Origin of the sequence: Rhizorhabdus histidinilytica (assembly GCF_900167915.1) — a bacterium.
Lineage (GTDB): Bacteria > Pseudomonadota > Alphaproteobacteria > Sphingomonadales > Sphingomonadaceae > Rhizorhabdus > Rhizorhabdus histidinilytica.
On sequence record NZ_FUYM01000003.1, the window covers coordinates 135,563 to 151,770 of the forward strand.

Genomic DNA, 16,208 nt, shown 5'->3' on the forward strand with positions numbered 1-16,208 from the left:
TCCGCGCCGCGCAGAGGGCGCTACCGATTCCGACGAGACCACGATTCGACCGTCAGGTGCAATCTCAACTCGCCCCACACGCATGCCCGCCTTCTCGCAGCCCTTCACGGCGCGAGTGACGTCCTCCTGCTTGAAGCGAGCAAAGGCAGACACCTATCCCCTCCCACCGTAGATGATGACCGCATCCTCATGGCCGATCCGCTCGAGCGCGGCGTCGAGCGCCTGGCCTGCGGTGTCGGCATGGCGTTGCATATCCCGCGGACCGAAGGACCAGACGACGCGAGCACCGGCCGGCTCAATGTGGATGCGCCGGCGCGCATCGGCGGCGGGCCAGGTGAGGAGCGGATTGGCCATCACCGCTCCCCCTTGCCGCTGCGCGCGAGGGCGGCTGGGACAAGGTCGTTCGGACGATCAGGCCGGTTGACGTAGAAGCCGTCCGTCAGCCCCAGAGACCGGTTGTTGCGGGGCCAATCTTCCGAGACGGAGACGTTGATCCCGCCGCGCTCGCAGCCTTGCAAGCCCGCCACCCACAAGGGCTGATCGCGCCACTCGCCATATTCCTTCAGGAAATGTTCCGATGCGCGGACCTCATCGCCGATGCGCGGCTGCCATCCATCCACCTCGCCCGAGGACTTTGCGTTTTCTGCGGGGTGGTCGGGGGCGACATCGTCGAACGGGATCACCCGCCACGCGTCCTCATCTTCGGCATGGACCGATTCGGCATCGATCCGGCGCGCATAGCGGGTCGCCATCTTCGGATCAGCGGTCCAGGCGGGACCGCAGCTCTCCCAGCACCGGAACCTCGCGCCATCGGCAGAAGCCACGATCCAACCGAGTTCGCCGAGCGCTTCACGATCTCCGACCTTCGCACCCGCCCCACCGCCGGAAGCGCCTCGGAGGGCTTCGAGAACGATCGGCATGACGGCATCTAGCTGCCATTCCGTCAGCGTTCGTTCGCCCTTATAGCCTTGCGTCACTCCCGGATCGGAAATGGCTGATCCGAGCTTCTTTCGAAGCGCCCGCGCCTGCTCATCCCTGGACATCGTTCTTCTCCATGAGGTGCTGGCGGAGGGCGAGGCCGCGCGGGGTAAGGCGATCTATGGGAGAATATGCGCCGGGCTGATGTTCGCAGCGGCAAAGCCCGAAATATCGCATCCTGACCACATCATGCGGTTCGATATTGAACGTCGCGATGCCCCCGTAAACCAGTCGGTCGTCACCCATGCGGATCACCAATGCACGCAAGTCGGCATCTAACCGCCCCGCAATCGCCGCAACGTCGGGCGCATTATCTTCGCTCATTGGTCGGCTCCGGGGGATATAGGCTTTGCGACGATGCCTAGACCGCCGTCGGCCGCGTGGTGCAGCGCCTTGATCGCGACAGGGCCGGCCGCCCAGAGACAAGTTCCAGTTCCCGGCGACAACCCTAGGGATCCATCGGGTCGCACGAACTTGATCTTGGGCGTGAACAGCACGATATCCGCGCGCCGCCACGCCTCTCTAAACCAAGGCGCCGATGTGCGATCAGGCGTAAGCGCGATGCCGTTGCCATGGTCAAAAAACTTGCCGAGCCATTTACGCTTGGTCGCTTGGTGGCCGAACGGAGGGTTCATCCAGACCAGTCCCGACCATTGCTTTTCAAGGCTGCGATCGGAGATGAAGCTGTTCGCCGGGACCGCGATGTGCGTCCGATCGACAGGGCATGCCACATCGAGGTCGAACCGCACGCCCAGCGCCTCGAAGATATATGGCGGCGTGTACCATTCCTCGCTTTCGCCAGCAGCTTCGTAGGCGCCCATCACTCGCCGCCCTTCGCGCTCTGGCGGATGGCTGCGGCGATACACTTAGATGTGGTGTAGAATCGTCCTTCCTGCGAATAATCAGCATGATGTCGCCCTAGGCGTCGCTGAGCTTCATGAAACTTCGTCGCTATGTCGTCCGCAATCTTCGCGCACCGCTCGCGCTCGGCTGCTACGGCCTGCTCCACCGTCTCCGCTGACGCCGGTTGTGGGGTGGATGCGAGGGCGGCTAAAACACGGCGTGCCATCTCACGCGCAACGGGGGCATCGATCCAGAACGACCGGCCATCCGGCATCTCGTAGGCGCCGCCGATTGCGGTTTCGATCGTTCTCTCGTCAGCCATTGCGCTGCTCCTGCAAGAGGCGAATTGCTATGTTTGCGGCGATCACCGGCAAGTCGTTTTGGGCAGGCGTGCCGTCGACCTTTCTCCACCATTTGTGGGCGGTCATCCCATTGCGCATTTCTCGCAAAACCCGGTGGAAACTGAAGTCCGGACGATCCTCCCCGCTCAGTGCCGCCTCATCCGTTACAGGCGAGGGGGTGGCGAGCTTTTGAGGCAGGCCGACCTTAACAGAGGTGGCGTTGAACTTGGTGATTGTTGCCGCCTCTAAGTCGATATTTCTGCGACGTGCCAACTTGTCGAGACAAATAAGAACGTCAGCACACTCATCTGCAAAAGCTGCTGGCTCAGCACGCGAACCTCGCCATCCCCGTTCCTCACGTTCGAATTTTTTGACGATATTGAGAAGCTCACCGACTTCACCGCCAAGCTCGATGGCATCGAACATGATACCGGCGTCGTTGCTCCGTGTCAGATAAGGATGTGGCCGGGTGAAACTGTGCGGTTGAACTTGGAAGGGAGGGGCGCAGTTGAGCGTTTCAGGTTGATCTGATCCGCAATGTTCACAGAGCATGACAGGTTCTTGTGCCCAAGCTTCGTAGCGCTCGGCGTTGACCCTCCGTAATTGTGCCAAAAACCCTTCACTCGCCCTCGCGGTATCGGTGGGGCGCTGCATGTGGTCGCGTTCGAAGCGGGCGAAGGCTTGAACGAGATCGTGACTGGGCCGCGCTTTGACATGCCCCATCGCGAAGAGTGGAACCTTGTCATAGATGTGTTGTGCTGCATCAATATGCCGCTGCTCCACGACGATCTCCGCCGCGCGGGTGGGGTCGGTGGTCATGCTTCACCACCTTTCGCACCAACCAGCCCTCTCATGGGCTTTGTCGTAGAGTCCCTCACCCCATTCAGCGGCAGCAGTCAGCAGCCCGTCGGCCGTGGGGCTGAACAACATCTGAGTGTTGTAATAGCCCCACGAGAATGAGACGTGGCCGCGCTTCGTTGGTTCGAAGACCGGGACTGCGGCAATGCCGATCCAGCCCTTGAGATCGCGCCGAAAAGCGGAGGCCATGAGCTCTTCGAACGCGTCGTGGGCGCCGTCGAAAAGTTCATCCAGCTCGCCGTCGTCCCAATTCTCGATCAGCGACTTGACCGCCTCAGGCAAACCTTCGTCGCCCGCCATCTCAAAGGCGTCGCGAAGTTCTCTCGGAGCGGGGCCGACAGGGAAGGGCCACATCTGCTCGATGCGGACATTGGCTTCCCAAAGGCGATCGTAGATGCATACTGCTTCATCAGCCACGGCTGGCCTCCTTCAGTCGGTTGAGGTGGAAGCGGAGGGATTCGGTGGGGGTTGTCACGCCGAGATTTCCTCGACCACCGGCCAGCGCCGCCCGTAATCCGGGAGCGCCTCGCCGAGCATCACGGCCTTCGCGTGAAGTTCCAGCATCTGTTCGATTGCCGGGCCGACGCCGCTGACCTGGAAGCTGCGGCCATCGCGGACGATCTGGGTCATGCCGGGGTACTGCGCCGTCGCGGGCACGGTGCGGTCGGTGGCGGGGTCGGTCATGCCGGCATCCCGTCGTGCTGGACGCCGTCGAGCAGCCGGCCGGCGGCTTTTTTGCCATAGCGGCGCATTTCGCCGTGTTGATGGCCGGGCGGCGAGAAGGACCAACCGTTCGCATAGAGGATTGCCCCCTCGGTGCGGCCAAGATGGGCTCCGCGCTCTTCGCGCTCATCAGCCCATTCCCCCCACTGCTTGAACAGGAAGGGCACGCCGGCCGCCGCGCACTGATCGCGCAGGCTCCGCGCCCAATCGGGATGCATCGGCCGGGCGCCGGGGCCGCTCTCGCCACCGACGATGATCCAGTCGAGCGCCGGCCCACGTCCGCGCTCGCCCAGCTCGTCGAAGCCGCCGCCTGTCAGCGCGTTGAGATGGACGCTCGATGCGAGCCCGATATCAGTCAGATCTACCGGCCCCAGCAGCGGCTCCATCGACAGGAAAACGCGACGGACGCCGAGTTGCGCCTTGGTCGCCAGCAGCTTCGGGATATCTCGGTCGGCTTCGGCCTGGTTGACGATCGTCGCGCCGAGCCAGACGTTATCGGGCACATACCAGCGACCATTGCCCGCGATCGCGCCGTCGCGCTGGATCATGCCGACGACATTGCCGATCCGCTTGCTCAGCAGCAGCCAGTCGAGATGCGGCGTCGTGCGGATCAGCTCGAAGAGATCCTGACGCCACGCCGGGTCGACCTCATTGTCGAACACGTCGGCGAGGCTGGAGCAGAACACGCGATAACGGATGCCGAGCTTCGCGGCCCGCGCATTCCAGCGGCGCGGCTGCTTCCACGTCGATGCGGCCGTGCGGCGTCGAGGTGCGCCCGCGCCCCACTTCACGCCCAGGCGCGCCGTCGCCAGCGTCTCGGCATAGCAATGGTCGCAGCCGGGGCCGACCTTCATGCAGCCGATCCAGGGATTGAAGGTGTGGTGCGCCCACTCGATCTTTGTGTTCTCAGCCATGGGCAAACTCCATGTGACGATAGCGGGCGGCCGCGATGATCAGCTTCGCCGCCCAGATGCGGAGCTGGACCGCGTACAGGTCGATCGGGCCGAACGGCGCGGCGCGGAAGGCGGGGGGAATGGGGGCGCGGCGTGGCATTATTTGCTGGCGGCGACCCTCGCCGCCCGCTTAATGAGCTCGCTATGCTCGGCCGCAGCCGTCCGCACGCGCTCCGCCTCGTCATCGTCTAGTAGCGAGAAGTCCGCGTTCGACATCCAACTGTTAACGTCGGGCACGGTCGTCAGCGCGACGATCTCGGCGATCATGGCCTCGGCCGCGTCGACGGTGGTCTGCGCTTCGCCCATCTGCTACTGGTCGCGGCCCTCCATCGCGGCATAACCCTCACGGTCGAGGCGGGCGGCCGTCTCCTCGTCGCTCTCGTCGTCGAGGATTTCGCCCGTTTCCTGATCGTAGGCCGTCCGGCGCTCAACGTCGGGGCGAACGAGCTGCCGCGGTTGCTCGTCTTGGCGCGGCGTCACGTCACGCATCGGCATGGGGCCGAGATCACCGCCCAGCGATACCGTGCCGATCTCAGCGTCGCCTTCGGCGTAGATGCCAGCGAACCCGAACGCATATCGCCCGCACTGGATCGTCGATTTGTGCCGCAGCATCCGCGCCGGCATGTTGCGCCAGGGGTCGGTGTTCTGCTTGCACTCGCTCAGATATTCCGGGATGCGGATCGGCCGCGACCGGTCTTTCCGCCAGATCGTCGTTTCGATGGCCAGCAGCTTCCCGTTCTCGTCGGGGATATCCTTGTGCTCCATCCCGTCGAACTGCGGGTGCTCGTTGATGATCCGCAGCCACCCGTCGATCGAGACGACCGGAACGATGCCTCCGCCCTTGGCGGGATAGGCATAGATTTCCTTGGTGAGCGGGTTCAGCCGATATTCGTTGGCGACAATGACGAGCGCGGCGAACTCATCGTCGGTCGGCGAGCGATATTTCCCATTCTCCTTGATTCGGAAGACGGTGTTCATCAGCGTGCTCTTGAGACCGGTGGACGTGATGTTGAGCCGCGCGGCCATAACGTCGAGGGCCGACATGCGTTTAGTGGCCTCGATCCGCTGGACGTTCTGCTGGATCGCGTTCTCCTGCCGCTGCATGGCGGCGGCACGCGCGGGACGGTTGGTCAACTGGTTCATCGGTCAGGGTCTCCGGGGGATGGGGTCAGAACTGGACGACGGGGTCGTCGTCGCTGCGGGTGGGCTCGGCCTCGTAAACCGGCAGTTCCTCAAGCGACGCATCCTCGACGCGGCCGAGGATCGGCTTGCACGCGAACGGCGGGGCCTGGTCGCTCACCGAGACGACCTCGACGCGCTTCCACGCGGTCGGGTCGCGGTTGTCGGGCACCTTGACGATATCGCCGGGGGCGAAGGTATCATCGCCGTCGTAGCTGTAGGTATAGCTGCGGGTGTCGGCGGAGCGGAACTTGCAGGCGACGTAAACGGTCATGGTCGGGGTCTCCTCAGAAGGGAATGTCGTCGGAGGCGTCAAACCTCTCGATCACGGTCTGCTGCGTGACGATCCGGGTGACCGGCGCGAGCACGCAGAATTTCTTGCCGGGGTTCTCACGCGAGAGGCGCTTCGCCTCTTGCTCGGCTTGATATTCTCTGTCGTGCTTGCGGGTCGGCGAGGCGCCGTCCTCGCACCAGACGACGTAGAAAGGCGGGATGGGCGGGCCGGCCATCAGCGGATCGCAATCCCGGTCTCGGCGAAGATGCGGACACCCTTCATCTCGCGCGTTCCGCTGCGGACCTGCGCTGCGATCACCTTGTCGATCGCCTCGATGACCTTGGCGTGCTTGAGGATGCTGTCGGGCAACTGGCGGACGCTGATGATCTCATGCTTCCACGTCGTGGTGCGCGAGACCTTGGCACCAAAGTCGCCCTGGGCGATGGGGCCGGCATTGGTGGTCACCTCGACCGCGACCTCGACGGTCTCGGCCTGGACCTCAACGACCGTAGCCTCGCGCGCCTCGGCGGCGGCGCGCTCGTTCTCGATGGCTTGCAGGCGATCGCGCTCCTTCTGCGCCTCCTGATCGGCGATCGCCTGCAATCTCTGCCGCTCTTGCTCCGCGATGCGCTGGGCCTCGGCCTCGCGCTGGCGTTCCAGCTCCGCGATGTGGTCGTCGAACTTCTTGAGGCGGGCGCGGGCGGTCAGTTCCGCCTCTTTAAGCGGCGCGGTGATAGCGTCCGCCCTGCCCTTCAACGCGCGCTGCGCAGTCAGCAGGGGACGATTCAGCTTCTCGCGCTCGGCCTCAACCGCCTTGCCCGCGGCCACCATCTGCTTGATGATCTCGGCGTAGCGACCGGCGATCTCGGGAGACGTGATCTCCGGCGCCCGACTGAAGCTGGCGAGCAGTTCATCGATTCGCTTGGTCAGCCCCTCGGCGACGAGCGCCTCGGCCAGGTCGATGACGACCTGTTCGTCGATCGGGGCGCGGTTGGAGCCGATGACGGCGCGCGGGTTCTCCACGGTGTCATTGGCGACGGCGGCAGCAATGCGGGTCACGGCGGTCTCCTAGAATTGCAACGGGGTAGAAAGCGGGTTGAGCTTGCGCGTCGGGTCGGCGAGCGCGGCGTGGCCGGTCTCGCGGCCCCAACGTTGGAGCGACACCAGGTGCCGGGCCTCGCGTTCGTCGATCGGGTCGGCGGCGCACTGCGGCCAGACCCGGTCGAGATCGATCGGATTGCCATTGGCCGTCGCCTGCCAGCGCAGCGAACGGTCCATCAGGTCGCCGGTCAGCGGGTCGCGGGGCTGACCGAACCAGATGCGGATCGCGACGAACACGCCACCGCTGCGCAGGCGCATCCGGTAGTAGCCAGGGATCGGGGCGTCGGGGTCGAAGCCCGTCGCTGTCACAGGCGAGGCGCCCGGCGCGGCGTAGATGAGGTCGGGGCGCGTCACCGATCTTGCCCCTCAAGCGCGTCGAGGAACTCGTGCCAGCTCTCGCGGAAGCTGATGACGATCGCCACGAGGGCGACGATGCCAGCGGCGATCATGGCGCCGGTGCAGAGGATGTGGGTGAGGGTCATTGGTCGCGGCCCTCCGCCTCGCGCTCCTTGAGGAACGCAAGATAGCTGGCGCAATTTCGATCCGCCTCACCCCGCTCGGCGAGCATGGCATCGGCGAGCCGGTAACAGTACCGCGCCTCGGCCTGCCAGCGGGTCTCGCCGCTCGCACACTGGAAGTCCTCGGCTGAAACGCCCGACGCCAATGCCTGCCCAGCGAACCAGTCGCGCAGGGTCATGCCCTCGGTGTCATCAACGCCTGTCGGAAAGGCCGGCGGGTTATCGAGCTTGCTCACGCCGCAGCCCTCCGCGCCTCAGCGACGCGATCGAGCCGCGCCGGCAGGTTGACGACCGGAGCAACCGGCACGAGCCGATACGCAACGATATGCCAGTCGCGCGGGCCCTGATGCCGCCACGCGTCCCGAAGGCCGGTGGCCCAGAAGCCGGCGAAGTGCGCCTTGCGATCCTCGATGCCGTTGCGAAAGCGGACGTGGATCAGCGTCTCATAGGGCAGCGGGCATTCGCTGCCGTCGTGGGGAATCCAGACATCTGCTGCGACGATCTTCGTCTGCGCGTTCATGAGCCATCCTCGATGCGGCGCCGCGCTCGGGGGGGCTTGAGCGCGGCGCCTGGGGACGCTGACGAGCTGCGGATGTCTCGATCAGCGGTGAGGATGAAAATAGCTATCTATTATTCTGCGTCAACAAAAAAAATAGATTGCTATTACGCTCAGTCGTCCGGCCAGATTGGGTCGCTGAAATAGTGGTCGTAATCCGTCGGTTGCGGCTTCAGCGATTCGCGCCGCTCCGGGAGCTCGGGGACGCTGCCATCAAGCGAAACGCGGATGATCGCTCCTCGCTGCGTTGCTTCTTGAAACACTGCCAGAACGGCGGCCCCTTCGCGCATGTGCTTACCAATGAACGGGGCGCGTTCGGCCGCAACGTATCCGATCTGGATGCCGCGCTGAGTGACGATCATGATGGCGTTGGGATCGGCCGGGTTGTCAGGCTCTAGAACGAGTTGAAGCGGCTCGCCCGGGACGCAAGTCGCGATCTCGAACCTGCGAGGAATTTGGCCGCGAGACCGCGGTTTGCGATTAGGATAGTCCGCCCCTTTAACGAGCAGAGACAGTTGACGCGGCAAATTTACGATCCTGACGGAACCGCGATCTCCTTGCGCTCGAAGTCGGCTTGGTGCTCTGCAAAGCTCTCCTGATCGACAATTTGGAGATCGGCGCGACCCGTCATAAAGCCCGGCTTGATCGTGCAGCGAACATAGCTCGATCCACCGGCATCGACGGTAACTTCCACGCTGCTCGTCTTATTGTTCAGGATATAGCGGCCGGCGGGGACTTCCCACTCCGCAAATTTGCCGCGGCCGAGCTCCACCAGTTCGTGGCCCTTGAACCGCACGGGGCAGGCAATCCCCATGCCCATGATCGACGAGGGCCGATAGATGATAATCTTTCCGTTGGCTGGCGCAGCATCGGCCGTCGCCACGGCTTCAGGGCCCACTTGATTTACTGCGTCGACGGTAGTCTGCCCGTTGGCTGACACGGCCGCCGCAAGAAGGATCGCACCCACCACCCCTTTAATCACATCCGCCTCCCCAGCCAGATGACCCGCCCTAGCAAATATATGTCTTCCGCCGACACTTCCTGGTTGTCGACGTCTTTATTATCCGAAATGACCAATATCCTGCCCGGTCCGACTGTGCGGAGCCGCTTGATTGCCCCTGCTCCGTAGAGGCTGATAGCCCAGATGCGGTCCTGCATGTTCAAGATGCGCTGCGCGGTATCGATCACGACCAGGTCATTGTCGATGATCGTGGGGAACATGCTGTCCCCTCCCCCGCTGGCTACAAAGAGCCGGTCCGCCGGCGAGCGGGTTATACGATTCAACAGCGCCGCATCGAACTCAAAGGAGCTCTCGTCGGCATAATCATCGATATTGGTCCCCGGACCCATCGAGTAGCTCAGGTCGACATGGCGCAGCGCAATAGACTGGCCGTCGCGCGCCGGTGAGGCACTCGGCGTCGGGCCGCCCACATAATCGCTATCGCCCCGGAGCCATTGCACGGAAACGCCGAGCGCACTCGCAATGTCTGCCAGGTATCGCGATCGCTGCGTTTTCCCCAGAAGTATCTGGCTGATGGCGCCCTGGGTGCAGCCCGCCTCCTTGGCTAGGCGCGCCTGGTCGAAACCGGCCGCAGCCATGGCCTCTTTCAGCCGCTGAACCTGAATGCTTTCCGCCATGGCGCGATCATAGCGACTGCGGAATAGGCCGCTATTGAAGTTGTCTATTGCGAGCACAATAGATTGCTATTACAAAGCGTCGTCATGGCTAAGCTCATGACCCCCCACGCCGCCTTCGCCAAAGCCGTTGAGGCGGCTGGCGGGCAGACCAACTTCGCCAAGATCTGCGGATGTACCCAAGGGAATATCTGGCAGTTGCTCAAAAAGGGCGCCGCACTCCCACCGCAGTATGTCCTGAAGGTGGAGGCCGCTGCATTGGGCGTCGACCGACACCAGTTGCGCCCTGACATATATCCGTCCGAAGCACCGGAAGGCGCCGCGGCATGACGCGCCACCCCGTCCTCCGCCAGCAGCCGGGGCTCCACCGGTTTTGTCAACGTCGTCCGAGCGGCCGAAAAATGCGGGCGCTGATCACCGGCAAGGCTGTGCGGCTCGAATTCACACCGGGCGGCATCCCCGCCGAGCATCTCCGCCTCGCTGCCGAGCAGGAGGACTGCTGATATGAGCGCTTCAATCCTCCGCGGCGGCGAATTCTTTACGCCGAACCACCATCCACTTTCAGCCGGTCGGCCTGCTCTACGAGCTGTTGAGCTAGTTGGCGGCAATATTCCTCTGACAGGAGGAAGTTGGGCGACGGGACGATGCCCGTCTCTCCATTCGGCCCCTGCGCATCTACCCCAAACGTCAGGATCGCGAAGCCCATCCCCCGATTCAATTGCCAACCCCGCACAAGCGAAGCTTGAACTTCGTTCGTCACCTGCGTCCCTTCCAGTCGTCGATCGCACCACGACTGTAGCCGAAGCCGCCGGGGAGTCGATCCTCGGCGGCGGAGGGCTGGGCCAATGACCCCGCGCCAGTCCTACCTCCTCTTCGCCGCGGCCATGTCCCTGTCGGTCATAGCCGCGCGCTGGCTGCTCGGCCTTGCAGGTCTGATCGTCCCGACCTGGGCGTTCGTCGGAGCGCTCATCTTCGTCAATTTCGCCGCCCTCTTCCTGGCGGGCGCCTGCCATAGCGGGAGCGCTCGGTAGATGGCGAAGCACCTCTACAATATGCTGCGCGGCTGCTGCCTCGCGCAATCGGACAGCCACGGTATCCGCGTCGAACCGCTCCGCTTCATCTCGCCGAGGCTTACCCTCGACGAGAATTACAACATGCTCGTGCATTTCCGGACCGGTGATCGTGGGCGTTCGCTTCATGGAAAGGCGGCCTAAGCGATGGCCGCACCGGACATCCACCCCCGCTACCGCACCGTTTCCGCATCGAAGCTGATCGAGACGGCCGGCCTGTCCCTCAAGGCCATCAAGGACGCCGACGGCCTGACCTACGCTGATCTCGGTCAGGAGCTCGGCAAGAGCGGCGACATGGCGGAAGCCTATCGCCACGGCTCGTCCGAGATGTCGATGACGACGTTCCTTCGCGCCTGCCTGCGCTGGAACGGCCGCTTCGCCAATTCCGTCTTTGCGATGCTCGGGCTCAAGCTGGTGCCGCTGGACGCCGAGCACCACTGCGACCGCAAGGCCATGACGATCGTCATGCGGGCCCAGGTCGCGATGGCCGAGAACCTCGAAGACGGCCTGCTCGAAGACGACGAGCTCGTCGAGGATCGCGACTGGATCGAGGCCGCCGGCGCGGTCTTCGACGGATGGCGCCAGCGATTGGCGCGCATCGACGGGAGGAGCGAATGACTTCGCATCATATCGATCACCACCGCCCCGGCGGCCCGCTCGTCCAGCACGAGCCGCTGTCACGCCGCGAGCGCGACGGCTCGTACCGCATCACCGACGGCGCCGTGCGCGACATCCGCCAGCGCGTGGCCGAGGCGCATCAAGCCGCCTGGTCGACCCGCCGGTCTCGCGCCGCGGCGGCGGCCCGCGCGCTCCGCCCCGAGCTGGGGCTTCCGGCATGATCGTTCGCACCCCGCTTCGACAGCGCCGCATGGCCGAGGAAATTCTCATCGGTTGGGCTGGCGGGAGCCAGATTCGTGTATATCAGAGGTGTCCGCTATGACGCCGGACACCCCTCGCCCGCACTGCCTTAATCGCGACGCCTGCACGGCCGCCAAGCCCACCAGCCACTGCCGTCGGTGCAATGCGATCGCCGTGAATGCCTCGCCAGACCATCGGGCGAAATGCAGCGCTGCCATGCGCGAGCGCTATCAGGATGCAGCGTTCAAGGCCGAGCATACCGAGAAAGTCAGGCACGCGATCAAACGTGCCGCGAAAGACCCGGAATGGTTGGCCCGCAAGCGCGAAGTCGGGCGGCGTTATGGAGCGCCGAACCTGCTCAGCGGTCACACGACGGAATCGCGGCGAAAGGCCGGCCCCCGGATCAGCGCCACGAAGCTTTCGCATATCCCCGAACATCTACGGGATGAATATCGCAAATTGAGCCGCACCAAGGGTTTGACAAAAGCCGAGCGCATCGAGGTCATCAACGGCATAATCGATATCGAGCGCCGCGCATCACCCGAGGCAGAAGGTCGCCGCATCGTCGAGCGCATCACGCGAGAGATGGAGGCCAAAGAGCGCCGCCGGAAAGCGCAGGCGTACTGATGAGCACCGGCAACGCGTCCCGCAATCATAAGGTCGGCGATTACGCCCGCGCGGCCCAGGACTGGTACGTCGAGCCGCGTTGGTGTGTGGAAGCGCTGGCCGATGCGCTGCCGCTTGTCGAGGGTTCCTATGTCTGGGATCCGTGCTGCGGCGGAGGAACTATTCCGGCCGTCTTCGCCGAACGCATCGGCCAGAACCGCGTCATCGCGACCGACGTCGTTGACCGCGGATACCAGCGCTTCGCTCAGAAATGGGATGTCCTGCAATCGGGAGCTCCTTTTGCCGTCAAGGCGGGGATGCGCATCAATGCGATTCTCAATCCACCATTTAAGCAGGCCGAAGCCATCGTCCGAAAGCTGCTGCCCTTGGTCGACTACAGGGTAGCGATCCTGCAGCAATTGCCATTCCTCGCGAGTCGCGGGCGGGCGAAGCTGTTCGCAGAGTTCCCGCCCAGTGACATCCTGATCCTGTCGCAGCGGCCCAGCATGCCGCCCGGTCACCTCGTCGCCGAAATGGGCGAACGGGCCTTCAAAGGCGGCACGACCGATTTTTGCTGGATCGTCTGGACGCGGCCGCACGATCGCGAGACGCGCGTTCGATGGCTTGAGCCGAGGGCCGCATGACCGGCGGCTCCCAGCAGCTCCGCGCCTACCGCCGGTACCGCGCCGATGGCCTCGACACGAAACAAGCCGCCGCCTTCGCCGGCATCTCACTCGGCGAGGCGCAGCTCATCGACAAGGACGACGCGCGCGAGCCGCCGCCACCGGAAGCATTCGACCCCATACCCGCGCTGGCCGGGCCCGCCAGCACCACCACAGAGGAGCCAGTAATGGCGCGACGGAAGAAGCAGACCGGAACGGTCAACGGCGAGGTCCCGAAGCCGGATTTCGAGATGGCGGTGAAAATCTACCGCGAGGATATCCGACCGGCCCAGGGCACGGTCGGCGAGGCCGCGCAGGAGATGTCGACCGCCTACAAGGCGATCAAGAAACAGGCCCATATCCAACCCCAGGCGGCACGCCTCGCCTTCCGGCTCGACGCCATGGAGGAGAGCAAGCGCGACGATTACCTGCGCTGCTTCCGGGGCCTGCTCAAGGAACTGAAGATCTTCATGCCGAGCGATCTCGTCGATGCCGCGCAGGGCAACGGCGATGCCGGCGGCGAGGTGATCCCGATCGGCGAGCGCCGACAGCCGCAGCTCGCAACCGTGCCGCGCGACGATTCCGATCTCGCCGGCGGGGGCGATACGCCGACCGCCAGCGCCGACGATGCCGAGGCCTGGGTCGTCTTCGATCCCGAGGCCAACCTGTATATCGACGACACCGGCAAGGATTGGGCGGCGTTCGCGGATTGCGGCCGCTTCACCAAGGCCCGCGCCCAGGAGATGATCGACAGCTTCGGCGAGGATGCCGACGGGTTGCAGATCGTCGACTCCGCCGGCCCGCTGCCCGGTCCCATGGTGTCCGAGGCGGCCGAATAGCGCCATGCGGGTGATCTTCCTCGATCTGTCCAAGCGCTCGGCGGGCTACGCGTGCTGGGGACCTGGCGACCCTCGCCCGGTTTCCGGCGCGTGGGTGCTCGGTTCCGAGTTCACCTCGGACGGCCTGGTCTATTGCAAGCTGCACCAGAACCTGTCCGGCCTGCATGCGCTCGGGCGGATCGAGGCCATTTTCTGGGAAGAGCCGCTCGATGCCCGGGTGCTGAACGGCCACACCAATATCGACAGCGTGCGCGTCCTCGGCGGCCTCGCCGCCCATGCCGCGAGCTGGGGCGAGGCCGTGCGCTGCCGCGTGATCAGGCCGGTCAACATGGCCGTCTGGCGGCGCTTCTTCATCGGGGCGATGCCGCGGGCGACGAAGACGGCCGACCTCAAGCTGATGTCGATGCAGCGGTGTCGGCAGCTCGGCTTCAAGCCCGCGACCCACGACGAGGCCGAGGCCATCGGCGGCCTTTCTTACGCCTGCGACCAACTCAACCTCACCCCGCCATGGCGCGATCAGCTCCTCTTCGGCGGCCGGACCATTCGAGAAGGCCGTCTATGACCGCTCCCGCACCGCTGACCCCGCCCGACGCGGACCTGCAGGACTTCCCGTTCATGCCGCTCCATGTCGCGCGCCTGCGCGATAGCGATCTGGCAGCCGAGGAGCACCCCGAGGCCTGCTGGTACGCAGTGCTGCTCTGGGCCGCCTCCTGGCATCAGATCCCCGCCGGAAGCCTTCCCGACAACGACACCGTGCTCATGCGACTGGTCGGTCTAGGGCGTGATTCGCGCACTTGGAAGAAACATCGCGCCGGCGCGCTGAGAAGTTTCGTGAAATGCGCTGACGGGCGACTTTATCACCCTGTCGTCGCAGAACAGGTCATCGAACGGTGGCAACGAAAGGTCGAGCAGCGGCACCGGACCGAGTGCGCGCGGATCAAAAAAGCCAATCAACGCAATGGGACAGACCATCCGTGTCCCGATTTCGAGAGCTACGCGACGGCGAATTTCCCCGCCTCAGTCCCCTATCTGTCCTTCGAGACACGAGTAGTTGTCCCCGAGGACACCACCCCATTGTCCTCAGGGACAGATGCCGATGTCCCTCGGGAAACAGGCTCCAAGGGAGAGGGAGAGGGAGAGGGAGATTCTATTATAGATGACGATGATGTTGACGCGCGCGCGCAAGCGCCCGCCGACGCATGTCCCACCCACGACCCGATTTCCCTCGCCGCCGAGCTCTGCCGCATCGGCGGAGTTCGCCACCTGGAGCCGAGCGCCATCAACCGGCACGTCGACCAGGCCCGCGAATGGCTGAGCGACGGTTTCGATCCCGACACCGAGATCATCCCCGCAATCCGCGATGCCGTCGCCTCGGCGACCACGACGATCCACAGCCTCAAGTTTTTCGATCCGAGTATCCGCCAAGCCCGAGCGCGCAAGGAGGCGCACGACCATGGACATGAGCCACAAGCCCGGAACCGCGCTGGTCGAGCAGGGGCAGGAGGAGGAGGAGGAGGCCTCTGCGCCAGTCCCGCAGAGGCCATCCTTGCCGCGCGCCGTAATCTCGGCATTGACCGATAACTCGGCGCCCGGTGAGGCGTGGGATGTCGCGCAAGGCATCCGCGAACTTCGCCGCGATGGCCAGCTTGCGCATGTGCCCATTTGCATTGCCAGGCTGGAGAACGCGCTGCTTCCGGTCGACGGCAAGTGGCTCGAGGACCGGCTGACAATCATGTGGACGGCCATGGGCCACAGCCGCGACCCGAGGGTATCGGCGGCATGGTTGCATGAGACGATCCGGCTACTGTCCGACCTGCCCGGCGACATCGCGGCCGACGCGATCGACGAAGCGATCAAGGCCAGCGAGCGCGGCTACATGCCGAGCGTCGGCGCGATCAGGAAGATCGCCGAGCCTATGGTCGCGAAGCGCAAGCGCGCTCTCGCCCGGCTGCGCGCGGTGGTGACGTACACCCGAACCGATCCGGTCGAGGTCAAGCGGCCGACGCCGGAACAGGTGGCGGAAATCCTCCGCGACAACGGGTTTGCTTCGATCCTCGATGCCAAGGCGGAGCGAGAGGCTCGCGCCAATCGTGGGCCAGCGCGCAATCCGACCCGGGAGGACTACCTCGCGATGGGGGTGCCGGAGGAGCACCTGCCGGAAGCGATGCGGCTCCCCGTCGATGCTCAGCACCAGGCCGCGGCGGAATAGGATCA

Annotated in this window: 34 protein-coding genes; 11 read left to right on the forward strand and 23 right to left on the reverse strand. The window is 64.5% G+C overall.

Going from position 1 to position 16,208, the window contains the following annotated elements; all coding sequences use genetic code 11:
* Positions 1 to 153 precede the first annotated feature (153 nt).
* From B5X82_RS07250 to B5X82_RS07340, 22 genes are all read right to left on the reverse strand, one after another.
* Positions 154 to 354: a hypothetical protein gene (locus B5X82_RS07250; RefSeq protein ID WP_079647459.1), complete on the reverse strand. Its 201-nt coding sequence runs from the start codon at positions 352 to 354 to the stop codon at positions 154 to 156.
* Entirely contained in the window at positions 354 to 1,043 is a 690-nt protein-coding gene (locus B5X82_RS26245) for a hypothetical protein (RefSeq protein ID WP_139385041.1), read from the reverse strand. Before B5X82_RS26245 ends, B5X82_RS07250 begins: the two co-directional genes overlap by 1 nt.
* Positions 1,030 to 1,302 (reverse strand): hypothetical protein, encoded by a 273-nt coding sequence (locus B5X82_RS26250; protein ID WP_139385042.1) that lies wholly within the window; start codon positions 1,300 to 1,302, stop codon positions 1,030 to 1,032. The genes B5X82_RS26245 and B5X82_RS26250 overlap by 14 nt, the downstream gene beginning before the upstream one ends.
* Complete coding sequence (locus B5X82_RS07265; RefSeq protein ID WP_079647462.1) at positions 1,299 to 1,799, reverse strand: DNA N-6-adenine-methyltransferase; 501 nt, start codon at positions 1,797 to 1,799, stop codon at positions 1,299 to 1,301. The genes B5X82_RS26250 and B5X82_RS07265 overlap by 4 nt, the downstream gene beginning before the upstream one ends.
* Positions 1,799 to 2,143 (reverse strand): hypothetical protein, encoded by a 345-nt coding sequence (locus B5X82_RS07270; protein WP_079647463.1) that lies wholly within the window; start codon positions 2,141 to 2,143, stop codon positions 1,799 to 1,801. The genes B5X82_RS07265 and B5X82_RS07270 overlap by 1 nt, the downstream gene beginning before the upstream one ends.
* Positions 2,136 to 2,981: a hypothetical protein gene (locus B5X82_RS07275; RefSeq protein WP_079647464.1), complete on the reverse strand. Its 846-nt coding sequence runs from the start codon at positions 2,979 to 2,981 to the stop codon at positions 2,136 to 2,138. Before B5X82_RS07275 ends, B5X82_RS07270 begins: the two co-directional genes overlap by 8 nt.
* A 3-nt stretch (positions 2,982 to 2,984) precedes the next feature.
* Positions 2,985 to 3,437, reverse strand: a complete 453-nt coding sequence (locus tag B5X82_RS07280) for a hypothetical protein (RefSeq protein ID WP_079647465.1) — start codon at positions 3,435 to 3,437, stop codon at positions 2,985 to 2,987.
* A gap of 54 nt (positions 3,438 to 3,491) precedes the next feature.
* Positions 3,492 to 3,704, reverse strand: coding sequence for a hypothetical protein (locus B5X82_RS07285; RefSeq protein ID WP_079647466.1), 213 nt, complete (start codon positions 3,702 to 3,704; stop codon positions 3,492 to 3,494).
* Positions 3,701 to 4,657 carry a phage Gp37/Gp68 family protein gene (locus B5X82_RS07290; protein ID WP_079647467.1) on the reverse strand — a complete coding sequence of 319 codons (957 nt, stop codon included), beginning with the start codon at positions 4,655 to 4,657 and terminating at the stop codon, positions 3,701 to 3,703. Before B5X82_RS07290 ends, B5X82_RS07285 begins: the two co-directional genes overlap by 4 nt.
* Positions 4,650 to 4,796, reverse strand: coding sequence for a hypothetical protein (locus tag B5X82_RS26690; RefSeq protein WP_176152492.1), 147 nt, complete (start codon positions 4,794 to 4,796; stop codon positions 4,650 to 4,652). The genes B5X82_RS07290 and B5X82_RS26690 overlap by 8 nt, the downstream gene beginning before the upstream one ends.
* Positions 4,796 to 5,002 carry a hypothetical protein gene (locus tag B5X82_RS07295; protein ID WP_079647468.1) on the reverse strand — a complete coding sequence of 69 codons (207 nt, stop codon included), beginning with the start codon at positions 5,000 to 5,002 and terminating at the stop codon, positions 4,796 to 4,798. The genes B5X82_RS26690 and B5X82_RS07295 overlap by 1 nt, the downstream gene beginning before the upstream one ends.
* A gap of 3 nt (positions 5,003 to 5,005) precedes the next feature.
* Complete coding sequence (locus tag B5X82_RS07300; RefSeq protein ID WP_217699567.1) at positions 5,006 to 5,839, reverse strand: recombinase RecT; 834 nt, start codon at positions 5,837 to 5,839, stop codon at positions 5,006 to 5,008.
* Between the two features lie 25 nt (positions 5,840 to 5,864).
* Positions 5,865 to 6,149: a hypothetical protein gene (locus B5X82_RS07305; RefSeq protein WP_079647469.1), complete on the reverse strand. Its 285-nt coding sequence runs from the start codon at positions 6,147 to 6,149 to the stop codon at positions 5,865 to 5,867.
* 13 nt (positions 6,150 to 6,162) lie between these two features.
* Positions 6,163 to 6,384, reverse strand: coding sequence for a hypothetical protein (locus tag B5X82_RS07310; protein WP_079647470.1), 222 nt, complete (start codon positions 6,382 to 6,384; stop codon positions 6,163 to 6,165).
* Positions 6,384 to 7,172 (reverse strand): hypothetical protein, encoded by a 789-nt coding sequence (locus tag B5X82_RS07315; protein WP_139385043.1) that lies wholly within the window; start codon positions 7,170 to 7,172, stop codon positions 6,384 to 6,386. Before B5X82_RS07315 ends, B5X82_RS07310 begins: the two co-directional genes overlap by 1 nt.
* Before the next feature lie 45 nt (positions 7,173 to 7,217).
* Positions 7,218 to 7,559: a hypothetical protein gene (locus B5X82_RS07320; RefSeq protein ID WP_139385044.1), complete on the reverse strand. Its 342-nt coding sequence runs from the start codon at positions 7,557 to 7,559 to the stop codon at positions 7,218 to 7,220.
* 41 nt (positions 7,560 to 7,600) lie between these two features.
* Positions 7,601 to 7,732, reverse strand: a complete 132-nt coding sequence (locus B5X82_RS27210; RefSeq protein WP_268878216.1) for a hypothetical protein — start codon at positions 7,730 to 7,732, stop codon at positions 7,601 to 7,603.
* Complete coding sequence (locus tag B5X82_RS07325; protein ID WP_079647472.1) at positions 7,729 to 8,004, reverse strand: hypothetical protein; 276 nt, start codon at positions 8,002 to 8,004, stop codon at positions 7,729 to 7,731. The genes B5X82_RS27210 and B5X82_RS07325 overlap by 4 nt, the downstream gene beginning before the upstream one ends.
* Positions 8,001 to 8,288 (reverse strand): hypothetical protein, encoded by a 288-nt coding sequence (locus B5X82_RS07330; protein ID WP_079647473.1) that lies wholly within the window; start codon positions 8,286 to 8,288, stop codon positions 8,001 to 8,003. Before B5X82_RS07330 ends, B5X82_RS07325 begins: the two co-directional genes overlap by 4 nt.
* A gap of 149 nt (positions 8,289 to 8,437) precedes the next feature.
* Positions 8,438 to 8,851 carry an HIRAN domain-containing protein gene (locus B5X82_RS07335; RefSeq protein WP_176152493.1) on the reverse strand — a complete coding sequence of 138 codons (414 nt, stop codon included), beginning with the start codon at positions 8,849 to 8,851 and terminating at the stop codon, positions 8,438 to 8,440.
* Positions 8,852 to 8,853: 2 nt separating this feature from the next.
* On the reverse strand, positions 8,854 to 9,306 hold the full coding sequence (locus B5X82_RS26695; RefSeq protein ID WP_030089761.1) for a DUF2846 domain-containing protein: 453 nt from the start codon (positions 9,304 to 9,306) through the stop codon (positions 8,854 to 8,856).
* On the reverse strand, positions 9,303 to 9,962 hold the full coding sequence (locus B5X82_RS07340; protein ID WP_051743654.1) for an XRE family transcriptional regulator: 660 nt from the start codon (positions 9,960 to 9,962) through the stop codon (positions 9,303 to 9,305). Before B5X82_RS07340 ends, B5X82_RS26695 begins: the two co-directional genes overlap by 4 nt.
* Before the next feature lie 84 nt (positions 9,963 to 10,046).
* On the opposite strand from B5X82_RS07340, the gene B5X82_RS07345 reads away from it, so the two are divergent.
* Positions 10,047 to 10,289: a transcriptional regulator gene (locus B5X82_RS07345; protein WP_051743655.1), complete on the forward strand. Its 243-nt coding sequence runs from the start codon at positions 10,047 to 10,049 to the stop codon at positions 10,287 to 10,289.
* Positions 10,290 to 10,497: 208 nt separating this feature from the next.
* Here the strand turns inward: B5X82_RS07345 and B5X82_RS26700 are convergent, their stop codons facing one another.
* A complete protein-coding gene (locus B5X82_RS26700; protein WP_176152494.1) occupies positions 10,498 to 10,719 on the reverse strand; it encodes a hypothetical protein in 222 nt (73 codons plus the stop codon).
* Positions 10,720 to 10,804: 85 nt separating this feature from the next.
* Here B5X82_RS26700 and B5X82_RS07350 point away from each other — a divergent pair, with 85 nt between their 5' ends.
* The 10 genes from B5X82_RS07350 (at position 10,805) to B5X82_RS07395 (ending at position 16,203) form a co-directional block, all read left to right on the forward strand.
* Positions 10,805 to 10,990, forward strand: coding sequence for a hypothetical protein (locus tag B5X82_RS07350; RefSeq protein ID WP_079647475.1), 186 nt, complete (start codon positions 10,805 to 10,807; stop codon positions 10,988 to 10,990).
* Positions 10,991 to 11,173: a hypothetical protein gene (locus B5X82_RS07355; RefSeq protein WP_079647476.1), complete on the forward strand. Its 183-nt coding sequence runs from the start codon at positions 10,991 to 10,993 to the stop codon at positions 11,171 to 11,173.
* A 3-nt stretch (positions 11,174 to 11,176) separates the two neighbouring features.
* Positions 11,177 to 11,647 carry a hypothetical protein gene (locus tag B5X82_RS07360; RefSeq protein WP_079647477.1) on the forward strand — a complete coding sequence of 157 codons (471 nt, stop codon included), beginning with the start codon at positions 11,177 to 11,179 and terminating at the stop codon, positions 11,645 to 11,647.
* Complete coding sequence (locus tag B5X82_RS07365) at positions 11,644 to 11,868, forward strand: hypothetical protein (RefSeq protein ID WP_079647478.1); 225 nt, start codon at positions 11,644 to 11,646, stop codon at positions 11,866 to 11,868. Before B5X82_RS07360 ends, B5X82_RS07365 begins: the two co-directional genes overlap by 4 nt.
* A gap of 97 nt (positions 11,869 to 11,965) precedes the next feature.
* A complete protein-coding gene (locus tag B5X82_RS07370; RefSeq protein WP_139385045.1) occupies positions 11,966 to 12,514 on the forward strand; it encodes a hypothetical protein in 549 nt (182 codons plus the stop codon).
* Positions 12,514 to 13,137 (forward strand): hypothetical protein, encoded by a 624-nt coding sequence (locus B5X82_RS07375; protein ID WP_079647479.1) that lies wholly within the window; start codon positions 12,514 to 12,516, stop codon positions 13,135 to 13,137. The genes B5X82_RS07370 and B5X82_RS07375 overlap by 1 nt, the downstream gene beginning before the upstream one ends.
* Positions 13,134 to 13,994 (forward strand): hypothetical protein, encoded by an 861-nt coding sequence (locus B5X82_RS07380; RefSeq protein WP_079647480.1) that lies wholly within the window; start codon positions 13,134 to 13,136, stop codon positions 13,992 to 13,994. The genes B5X82_RS07375 and B5X82_RS07380 overlap by 4 nt, the downstream gene beginning before the upstream one ends.
* Before the next feature lie 4 nt (positions 13,995 to 13,998).
* Positions 13,999 to 14,556 (forward strand): hypothetical protein, encoded by a 558-nt coding sequence (locus B5X82_RS07385; RefSeq protein ID WP_079647481.1) that lies wholly within the window; start codon positions 13,999 to 14,001, stop codon positions 14,554 to 14,556.
* On the forward strand, positions 14,553 to 15,575 hold the full coding sequence (locus B5X82_RS07390; RefSeq protein ID WP_079647482.1) for a DUF1376 domain-containing protein: 1,023 nt from the start codon (positions 14,553 to 14,555) through the stop codon (positions 15,573 to 15,575). Before B5X82_RS07385 ends, B5X82_RS07390 begins: the two co-directional genes overlap by 4 nt.
* The gene (locus B5X82_RS07395; protein WP_176152495.1) at positions 15,565 to 16,203 is read left to right on the forward strand and encodes a hypothetical protein; all 639 of its coding nucleotides are present in this window, start codon (positions 15,565 to 15,567) and stop codon (positions 16,201 to 16,203) included. The genes B5X82_RS07390 and B5X82_RS07395 overlap by 11 nt, the downstream gene beginning before the upstream one ends.
* Positions 16,204 to 16,208: the final 5 nt, after the last annotated feature.

Bases quoted from the DNA above. Each gene is read 5' to 3' on its own strand.
- B5X82_RS07250 (WP_079647459.1), bottom strand. From the start codon at position 354: ATGGCCAATCCGCTCCTCACCTGGCCCGCCGCCGATGCGCGCCGGCGC.
- B5X82_RS26245 (WP_139385041.1), bottom strand. From the start codon at position 1,043: ATGTCCAGGGATGAGCAGGCGCGGGCGCTTCGAAAGAAGCTCGGATCA.
- B5X82_RS26250 (WP_139385042.1), bottom strand. From the start codon at position 1,302: ATGAGCGAAGATAATGCGCCCGACGTTGCGGCGATTGCGGGGCGGTTA.
- B5X82_RS07265 (WP_079647462.1), bottom strand. From the start codon at position 1,799: ATGGGCGCCTACGAAGCTGCTGGCGAAAGCGAGGAATGGTACACGCCG.
- B5X82_RS07270 (WP_079647463.1), bottom strand. From the start codon at position 2,143: ATGGCTGACGAGAGAACGATCGAAACCGCAATCGGCGGCGCCTACGAG.
- B5X82_RS07275 (WP_079647464.1), bottom strand. From the start codon at position 2,981: ATGACCACCGACCCCACCCGCGCGGCGGAGATCGTCGTGGAGCAGCGG.
- B5X82_RS07285 (WP_079647466.1), bottom strand. From the start codon at position 3,704: ATGACCGACCCCGCCACCGACCGCACCGTGCCCGCGACGGCGCAGTAC.
- B5X82_RS07290 (WP_079647467.1), bottom strand. From the start codon at position 4,657: ATGGCTGAGAACACAAAGATCGAGTGGGCGCACCACACCTTCAATCCC.
- B5X82_RS26690 (WP_176152492.1), bottom strand. From the start codon at position 4,796: ATGCCACGCCGCGCCCCCATTCCCCCCGCCTTCCGCGCCGCGCCGTTC.
- B5X82_RS07295 (WP_079647468.1), bottom strand. From the start codon at position 5,002: ATGGGCGAAGCGCAGACCACCGTCGACGCGGCCGAGGCCATGATCGCC.
- B5X82_RS07300 (WP_217699567.1), bottom strand. From the start codon at position 5,839: ATGAACCAGTTGACCAACCGTCCCGCGCGTGCCGCCGCCATGCAGCGG.
- B5X82_RS07305 (WP_079647469.1), bottom strand. From the start codon at position 6,149: ATGACCGTTTACGTCGCCTGCAAGTTCCGCTCCGCCGACACCCGCAGC.
- B5X82_RS07310 (WP_079647470.1), bottom strand. From the start codon at position 6,384: ATGGCCGGCCCGCCCATCCCGCCTTTCTACGTCGTCTGGTGCGAGGAC.
- B5X82_RS27210 (WP_268878216.1), bottom strand. From the start codon at position 7,732: ATGACCCTCACCCACATCCTCTGCACCGGCGCCATGATCGCCGCTGGC.
- B5X82_RS07330 (WP_079647473.1), bottom strand. From the start codon at position 8,288: ATGAACGCGCAGACGAAGATCGTCGCAGCAGATGTCTGGATTCCCCAC.
- B5X82_RS07340 (WP_051743654.1), bottom strand. From the start codon at position 9,962: ATGGCGGAAAGCATTCAGGTTCAGCGGCTGAAAGAGGCCATGGCTGCG.
- B5X82_RS07345 (WP_051743655.1), top strand. From the start codon at position 10,047: ATGGCTAAGCTCATGACCCCCCACGCCGCCTTCGCCAAAGCCGTTGAG.
- B5X82_RS07350 (WP_079647475.1), top strand. From the start codon at position 10,805: ATGACCCCGCGCCAGTCCTACCTCCTCTTCGCCGCGGCCATGTCCCTG.
- B5X82_RS07355 (WP_079647476.1), top strand. From the start codon at position 10,991: ATGGCGAAGCACCTCTACAATATGCTGCGCGGCTGCTGCCTCGCGCAA.
- B5X82_RS07360 (WP_079647477.1), top strand. From the start codon at position 11,177: ATGGCCGCACCGGACATCCACCCCCGCTACCGCACCGTTTCCGCATCG.
- B5X82_RS07365 (WP_079647478.1), top strand. From the start codon at position 11,644: ATGACTTCGCATCATATCGATCACCACCGCCCCGGCGGCCCGCTCGTC.
- B5X82_RS07370 (WP_139385045.1), top strand. From the start codon at position 11,966: ATGACGCCGGACACCCCTCGCCCGCACTGCCTTAATCGCGACGCCTGC.
- B5X82_RS07375 (WP_079647479.1), top strand. From the start codon at position 12,514: ATGAGCACCGGCAACGCGTCCCGCAATCATAAGGTCGGCGATTACGCC.
- B5X82_RS07380 (WP_079647480.1), top strand. From the start codon at position 13,134: ATGACCGGCGGCTCCCAGCAGCTCCGCGCCTACCGCCGGTACCGCGCC.
- B5X82_RS07385 (WP_079647481.1), top strand. From the start codon at position 13,999: ATGCGGGTGATCTTCCTCGATCTGTCCAAGCGCTCGGCGGGCTACGCG.
- B5X82_RS07390 (WP_079647482.1), top strand. From the start codon at position 14,553: ATGACCGCTCCCGCACCGCTGACCCCGCCCGACGCGGACCTGCAGGAC.